The following is an 8,453-nucleotide window of genomic DNA, read 5'->3' on the forward strand; positions in this document are numbered from 1 at the left end:
TTTAATTGTATCTCAATGGTTTTTTTAATAACATTTTCTGTAAACAAATTTAGTAGGTTATAATATTTTGGATTGTTACTTATTAAAGAAACCATACAGTTTAAATTATTGATTTAAAAAGGTTGGTATACCGTTGATAATTTTACTTTTGTCTATTATAAAAAAATAAATCTTTTCTGTTATTAAATCATTATTTAAAAAATTAGCGCCATTAGGAATTATTCTTCTCCATGTTGGGATAGCGTTTATTGCCTCCCTGAATAGAAACCTTATGGTTTTTTATTTTATTGCTGCCTTTGCTTTCTTTTGTTATCGGATGATAGTCTCACAAAATAAATTTGTTACTGCACTTTTAGCAGTGTCCTATTTTACCGGTTTAGAAGTATTTATTAGAATGGCACGCTCCACTATATTTTGGGAACAGGGAAAATATGCAGTCATTTTCTTTTCGTTATGGGGTATGGTATATGTTGGGTTCAAAAAAAATGCTGTCCCGTATGTCTTATATTTATTGTTTCTGCTGCCAGCCGTTGGTTTAACGTTAAGCAATATTGACTTTGATGAAAATTTTAGAAAGACGGTCTTATTTAATCTAAGTGGTCCTTTTTGCCTTTCTGTAGCCAGTGTTTTTTGTTTTGGAAGAACAATTAAAAGGGATGAACTTCTTAAAATCTTAGATTATATTGTTTATCCGCTTATTGCTACCACAATTTATGTGATTTTATACACTCCAACGGGTAGAGAACTTTTCATTTCAACTCAATCAAATTCAGCTACCTCTGGTGGTTATAGCGGAAATCAAGTTTCGACAATGCTTGGCCTAGGCTTTTTTATCTTAGTAACACGATTTTTTATTCCTTATAGAAATGTGTTGGTGCATTGGACAATGATGTTTTTTATGGCATTAATGGGGTATAGAGCTTTGTTGACTTTTTCAAGAGGAGGTGTTATTACTGCCGTTCTAATGGCTGGTATTTTTATTACCTTTTATTATCTGAATAGCACTGCAATAACTAAAAGAAAAACCATGATCAAGTTATTTGTTATAGGTCTTGGCGTAGTGTTTCTATGGGGCTATACCGAAGTTACAACAGGAGGAATGATTGTAAATCGTTACACCAATAAAAATGCAAAAGGAGTAGAAAAAAAAGATATTACAACGGGTAGGGGAAAGTTAATTGAAGCAGAGTTTTCTCAATTTATAGGCAATCCTTGGTTAGGAGGTGGCGTTGGAAGCTCTTCTGATAATTTTGAAGAAGAACTGGGAGTAAAAGCTGCTTCTCATAATGAAGTGTCACGGATGTTTTCGGAGCATGGGCTCTTTGGTCTCTTGGCACTCCTTACACTTATTTTTGCCCCGATGATTACAAAACTACAAGGTCGAAAAAACATATATTTTTTAGCTTTTTTATCATTTTGGTTTTTAACCCTTATGCATTCGGCCATGCGTATTGCTGCTCCAGCTTTTATTTACGCTTTATGTCTTTTAAATATTGATTATAGCCCTGTAAAAAAACCTGCAAAACGAAAAAAAACATTGGCAAAATCACAAGCAGTTATTGGTCAATATTCAACTTTAGCCTATTCAGAAGAGAATATTAGGGATATAAATAGTAATTAAATGAAAGTTCTTCAAATAATTGATACGTTAGAAGTAGGTGGTGCTGAGAGGGTATTTGTTGACATGTGTAATATTCTTTATGAAAACAACCGAGATGTTTCGGCCTTAATATTACTAAAAGATAAGGGTGAATTAGCTGGACAGTTAAAAGTGCCCATACTACCTTTCAGTAGAAAAAGTAAATGGAGTGTAGTTTCGATGTATAATTGTAGTAAAATACTCAAACAATTTGATATTATACATTGTCATAGCAAACATGTATTTCGGTATATTTGGTTAGTAAATATATTATCGGGAGTTAAAAAAAATATTATTCTTCAAGACCACAGCTCTTTTAAAACCGTAGGGAAACAACTTTTATTATTTAAATATTTATTAAAGCCACAACACTATATCGGTGTAAGTGAAGAAATTAATCAACACGCCGTAAAGAAAATTGGTTTATCTATTAAGAGTGTATATTTATTAGAGAATATTATTTTAAGGACAAATGTTAAGCAAACGCGTACTATAACTGATTTTGTGTTGGTTTCGAATATAAAGAGTTCTAAGAATAATCTTTTTGCATTGGAAGTTGTGAAAAGTTTTTCAAAAAAGTCAATTCGTATAATTGGACATGTTCAAGGGCAGTCTTATTATGAAAAATTACGAGCGTTTAGTGAAAAAAATAAACTGTCTACCAACTTTGTTACTAATTCGCAAGAAGTTCAATCTATCCTAAAAAATAGCAAAGTGGGATTACATACTTCCCCGTCAGAAACAGGCCCACTCGTATTAATAGAGTATTTAGCTCAAGGACTTCCCTTTTTAGCATATGAAACAGGGGAAGTCGCTAAAATACTTAAGCCACATTTCCCGGAGTACTTTATTGATAATTTTAAGGTTGCGGAGTGGAAAGAACGACTCGATTTAATCATGAATTCAACTCCTAACACCCCGAAGATGGAAAGAGTTTTTGAGCAATACTTTGGCGAGGAGCAATATTTTGAAAAACTAGAAAACATTTATGCATGTATAAAAACTTAGTAGTTGTTTCTGATACGGCACTGTATAAAGTGAATGGTCAGGTTTTTGGTTTTGGACCTGTGGTAAAGGAATTAGAACTTATCCAAAGTGATTTTGAGAAAATTATTTGGATTGGAGCAAATCGACCCGATAAAATGGGTGTAGGTACACTTATTCCTGTAAAATCTGTTAACATTAAAACTATTCTAATTCCCGAAATGGGAGGGAAATCAGTTCGAGAGGTTGTTAAAATTCTTCTTCTGTATCCATATTTATTTTTTTTAATTTTAAAGTATATCTCCACAGCTGATGTTATTCATACTCGTTTACCATCGCATCCTGCCTTTATAGCTGTCTTAATTTCATTTTTATTTCCTAAAAAGATTTGGTGGAATAAGTTTGCAGGCAGCTGGGATCCAAACACCTTGCCTTTCTTTTATAAATTTCAACGTAGTATTTTGCTTAAAGCTAAGCATTCTAAAGTAGCCATAAATGGATTTTGGGAGGATCAACCTAAACATTGTATATCGCTCGAGAATCCTTGCTTATACAACACTGATTTGATAGAAGGTAAGATTAGCCTTAAAAAGAAAGTGTTTGAAAGCCCTTTTACTTTTATATTTATTGGTCGATTAGACAATGCAAAAGGGGTGGACAAGATTATTGAAGCCTTAAACAATATACCTATTAATACGATAAAACAAGTTCACTTTGTTGGCGATAGCATAAACAAAATTTTATATGAAAATCAAGCTAGTTTTTTAGGGAATAAAGTCAACTTTCACGGATTTTTGTCTACAGAGCAAGTGCATGAACTTCTTAAAAAAGCTGATTTTTTATTATTGCCGTCAAAATCTGAAGGTTTTCCAAAAGTCATTGCGGAAGCTGCATGTTATGGAGTGATTCCGATTGTGTCAGATGTAGGCAGTATTACGCATTACATCAATGACTCAAACGGATTTGTTTGGAAGATAAGTAGTAATAAACCTTTTGAGGAAGTCTTTTTAAACGCAATTAATACAGACGCACAGGATCTCAAAGAAAAGTCTAATAATATTGTCGAGGTTGCTACATTATTCACTTTCGAAAATTATAAACGTAAGTTGGATGAAATGGTGTTTAAGAAAGGTAAGTAGCGTCACCTAATTTCAGTAAGTTCTTCTTTACAGTAACAAAAATACCAAGAAGCACTACACCGACTTGCGCGAAACAATTACACCAATAGCGTGATTATTAACAAATAGCACCTTGGTTCGAGCAACCGAAAAACGCACAATTTACAAACTAATGCCTGCCTGCCAAGGCACGACAGGCAGGTTCTACGTCTTTCAGCCCAGTAGTGGTTGCTGAGCGAAGCTGAAGTATCTTACGTCATAGTGGGACACGACTAGCTTTAAATATTTCCCTTGGCCTTGACTTGTTTGAGATATAAAGTAACTTTACATTTTTCCAAGTCTATGAAAGCTATTTATAAGTTATTTTTTTTGATTTTCAGTCCAATATTATTCGCACAAAATCCGGTGCAATTAGATAGCTTACTGAAACAGGGTATTGAGGCGAGAAGTAATAATGAATACACGAAGTCATTAGAGTTATTGACTAAAGTCCGCACAATCGCCGAGGAAAATTCTTGGTATAAGCAACACTTTTTGGCTATTAATAATATTGGCGCAAATTACTATTCCATGCTAGACTATGGCGAGGCGCTTGATAACTACCTGGAAGCCTATACCATCGCGTTAAAACATCTAGACAAGAATGAAGAAATGATTGTTTTAAACAACATTGCAATTCTATATAGTAAGGAAGAAGATTTTGATAAAGCAGAGGAATATTTTTCTAAGGCCTACGTACTTGCGCAGGAGCAAAATGATTCATTTAAAACAGGACTTTACGCTATAAACTTAGGGATTGTTGCGAATCAACAAAACAAATTGGACATAGCGGCAAAATATTTATCAAAAGCGCAGGAGGTGCTAGACGCGGATTCAGCTATTTATGTTTTAATCGCGATAGCCTTAGCCGAAAACCAATACAAAAGTGGAAATTTAGTAGCAGCGAGATCTATAGCGCTCAACACCCTTCCGCAATTGGAATCTATTTCTTTTAACGAAGACCGGATTTCTATTTTAATCCTTTTATCAAATATAGCTTTAGACTTAGGGGAAAATTCAAACGCCATACGCTATGCTGAAGAAGCCCTCGAAGCTTCCAAAAACCTTGAAAACAGGATTAATGCGCATAAGCAACTCGCTAAAGTTAGTATTCAAACTGGCAGTTATAAAAATGCTTTAAGCGCAAAGGATTCAATAATCAACCTCAAAGACTCTTTAAACATTTTAAAGAATGGCCGGTTGTTTGAAAACAATAAAGTAAAGTTCGAAATAGCCGATTATAGAAGGGAACTGCAGCGCAACAGGGAGTTGCAGATTCAGGAACGCACAACCTTATACAGCCTGCTAGGGATTTCGGTGTTGATTATAATTCTAATTGTGTGGGCGATGTATAATAACATCATTAAAAACAAGCAACGCAGAATTTTGGATCAGCAGAACAAAGAGTTTATCGAGCTTGAACTTCAGAAGAAAGAAAGCGATAATCTCTTACTGGAAAAGCAGCTGCAATCAAAAGAAGCCAAGGCATTGTTAAAGGAGGAACGGTTTAAAAATGAACTTGAGAATAGAAATAGACAGCTTGCCGCAAAGGCATTGCAAATTTCGGCACGCAATGAGTTGATTAAAGAGGTTATTAGCAGACTTTCTGACCAAACTGAAATCGCTAGAAATGCTTTTCTATCTGCGAAAGTAAAGGAGCTAAATAAATTACTTAAAAATGATTCAGAATGGGATAGCTTTCTTACCCATTTTGAAGAGGTGAATCACGGCATGCTCACAAACCTTCGGAGTTTACATCCTGAATTAACGGCAAACGACATTCGCTTTTTGTGTTACCTATATATGAATCTTACCACCAAAGAAATTGCTTCACTTTTTAACATAACAGTCGAGGCAGTGAGAAAGCGAAAAGAACGAATTAGCAACAAAATTGGCTTAGCCGACAGCGGTGGCTTATATGGTTATATTACAGGCCTTTAACCCCCGATGTCACGCTTTTTCACGTAGAAGTCGCATTAATTAGGAAGTTTTTTTTATTATTTAGATTTTAATTCTTGAATATTGAAATTCACTAAAAAACTAAATTATGAAAAACGCAATTACTTTATTTTTATTAGCCTTTTGCTTTTCAAACCAAATTTCGTTTGCTCAGTTAGAGGTAACAGGTTCAACAGATTTTGGAAGAATTTTTGATATTACGTATGACGCTACAGTGCCAAACAAACTATACGCCCATACGCTTGGAAACCATATTCTTGTTTCAGAAGACAATGGAAATTCGTGGGATATAATGTATTCTATACTGAATGGTCAAAGTGCGAGGGTAGAGAAACTACGACTTACAGCAGATGGTTCAGCATTAACTTTTTCAGCATATTTTCCTAATTCTAACCTAAATGAAATTCGAGTATTCGACCTGGATACAGAATCTATCATTAGAACCTACCCATTGCCAAATCAGCGTGATAATGCTTTTGTAAGATCCTATCATTTTTATGAAGGCGATATGGATGTTTTAATCGTTGATACTAACTATAAAGTGGGTTTTGACGTAGAAGGAAAAACATTTTACACCGCTGACGGGGGTGCTAATTGGGATATGATCTACTATACCAACGACAACGATACTGTTTTTATTAACGGGGTAGCAATTAGTCCTACCAACCCTCAAAAGGTTTTCCTTACCCGAAGTAATGGAAGTACAGATATTGAAGGTGGTTTATTTGTTTCTAACGATGCAGGACAAACTTGGGAAGAAAAACTATCGGGCATTATTCTAGATCCAATAACTTTTGACCCCACAAACCCTGAAAATATTTGGATTGGAACAGGGTATGGTAGCACAATAGAAAATATTTATAAATCTACCGATAACGGAGAGACGTTTAACGCTGTATCAATTAGCTGGACGGATGGCATAATGGATAGTATTAACGTAATTAAGTTTAATGAAAACAACCCATCACAAATTATAGTGTTAGAAGAAAACGAAATCGTAATTTCTGAAGACGGTGGAACTACTTGGGAGTCTTATGTATATCTAGAAGATAACCCCGAGAGTTATTACTACGGGCTCAATGCAACCTACAACCCGAATGATTCACAGGAAATTTTTATCAGTGCCAATTACGTTCCTTTACATTCAACAGATGGCGGAGAAACAATAGCTTGGTTTAAAACGCCATATTTTGCAAGTACTGGAAATATGGATATACATAGTAGCGATGCTGCTGCAAACCTTTATTACGGCGTTCAGTTTGGCTATGCGCACAGAGATTTGAATACAGGTGAAGATACTGCATATGATATTCTACCGCTAAACATGATGGCTAATGATGTGGGGATAACCCAGTTTGCAGATAAAATCACTCCAAATCGTCTTTATACCTTTTCTTCAGGGTTTATGGGGACAACCTTAAATGTAAGTGATGATAACGGAGAAACGAAAAACTTTCTACACTCTATTTTTACTAATAAGATAACTGCTGTAGCCACATTTTCAAATTCACCTTCTACGATAATGGCAGCCTTTGCTGGATATGAACCTAGTGAAACGCAACTATTAAAAATAGATTTCAGTGATGTAACAAATGTTTCTGTTACCGATGTCACCTTGCCAAATCTCAACCTTATTATGGATATCGATATAGACGATGCTGGCCTGATTACGATGCCTGTTGGTGCGGAAGTATATCAATCTACCGATGAAGGGGCTACTTGGGTTAATAGCAGCGACGGACTAGAAAGAATGAACGACGACGACCTTATATTTCAGATAGACACTGACCCGTTTAATCCAGAACGTATGGCGTTTGCTTGCACACAAGGTGTTTTTATTTCTGAAGATGGCGGTTCTAGTTGGACGCAAAAATTATCTGGCTACGTTTCTAGTGTTGCATTTTCAACCGAAACAGAAGGTGCGATGGTAGCAGCCACTTATAATTCAGAGTTCACGGAATATGCCTTACATTATTCTGAAGACAGTGGTGAATCCTGGACAACTATAGACAATGATCAATTACTCGGGATAGGCGCACAGTCATCTGCCTATGTATTTGACGAAAGCTCCGTAACAGTATATATCGGCACCTATGATATTGGCTTAGTTGAATATACTATAGATTTTAATGTGTTGGAGATTGACGAGTTTACAAAGACTTTAGACCCATTAACAATCTACCCAAATCCCACTTCAGACGTACTTAATGTTGCCCTAAAAAACACAGTCACAACCCATATTACCGTCTATTCGTTAACAGGTTCAAAAGTTGTAGCGGCTGAGTCAGTAATCCAATTAGATATTTCAAACCTAGATTCAGGTGTTTATATGGTTCGTGTACAAGATGATGCTAATGCTGTGTATTTTAAGCGAATTGTGAAGCGATAAGCGGAGGTTGTACGGAATAGGGGAGGGAATGGGGGATGAAATTGAAATTGAAATCCACATCCTTCCCTTTATAATTAATATTTAATAACTGATTTACGATTGACGATTTACGATTAACGATTGAAGATTGATGATTGATGATTGGTGGAGGTTGCGGGTTGGAGGTTGCAGGTTGGAGGTTGGAGGTTGGGGATTGAAAACGAAATTGAAATTGAAATCGAAATCCACATCCTTCCTTTTATTATTAATATTTGATAAGAGATTGATTATTAATGATTGACGATTGACGATTAACGATTGAAGATTGATTATTGGTGGAGGTTGC

General features: G+C 35.3%; 6 protein-coding genes. 5 read left to right on the forward strand and 1 reads right to left on the reverse strand.

The features are described 5' to 3' along the window. The first annotated feature begins 271 nt into the window (after window positions 1-271). From BLW28_RS07950 to BLW28_RS07970, 5 genes are all read left to right on the forward strand, one after another. Window positions 272-1,621, forward strand: a complete 1,350-nt coding sequence (locus tag BLW28_RS07950; protein ID WP_083540696.1) for an O-antigen ligase family protein — start codon at window positions 272-274, stop codon at window positions 1,619-1,621. Next, window positions 1,622-2,647, forward strand: a complete 1,026-nt coding sequence (locus tag BLW28_RS07955; protein ID WP_073217344.1) for a glycosyltransferase — start codon at window positions 1,622-1,624, stop codon at window positions 2,645-2,647. Further along, window positions 2,632-3,762 (forward strand): glycosyltransferase family 4 protein, encoded by a 1,131-nt coding sequence (locus BLW28_RS07960; RefSeq protein WP_073217341.1) that lies wholly within the window; start codon window positions 2,632-2,634, stop codon window positions 3,760-3,762. The genes BLW28_RS07955 and BLW28_RS07960 overlap by 16 nt, the downstream gene beginning before the upstream one ends. 384 nt (window positions 3,763-4,146) lie before the next feature. Then, window positions 4,147-5,721, forward strand: coding sequence for a tetratricopeptide repeat protein (locus tag BLW28_RS07965; protein ID WP_159431754.1), 1,575 nt, complete (start codon window positions 4,147-4,149; stop codon window positions 5,719-5,721). 106 nt (window positions 5,722-5,827) lie between these two features. Continuing rightward, complete coding sequence (locus tag BLW28_RS07970; protein ID WP_073217334.1) at window positions 5,828-8,128, forward strand: T9SS type A sorting domain-containing protein; 2,301 nt, start codon at window positions 5,828-5,830, stop codon at window positions 8,126-8,128. 93 nt (window positions 8,129-8,221) lie between these two features. Here BLW28_RS07970 and BLW28_RS15880 read toward each other — a convergent pair. Beyond that, window positions 8,222-8,453 (reverse strand): hypothetical protein (locus tag BLW28_RS15880; RefSeq protein WP_218143094.1); only part of this gene is annotated, 232 nt, incomplete at its 5' end.

Source organism: Aequorivita viscosa (genome assembly GCF_900106795.1).
GTDB classification, from domain to species: domain Bacteria; phylum Bacteroidota; class Bacteroidia; order Flavobacteriales; family Flavobacteriaceae; genus Aequorivita; species Aequorivita viscosa.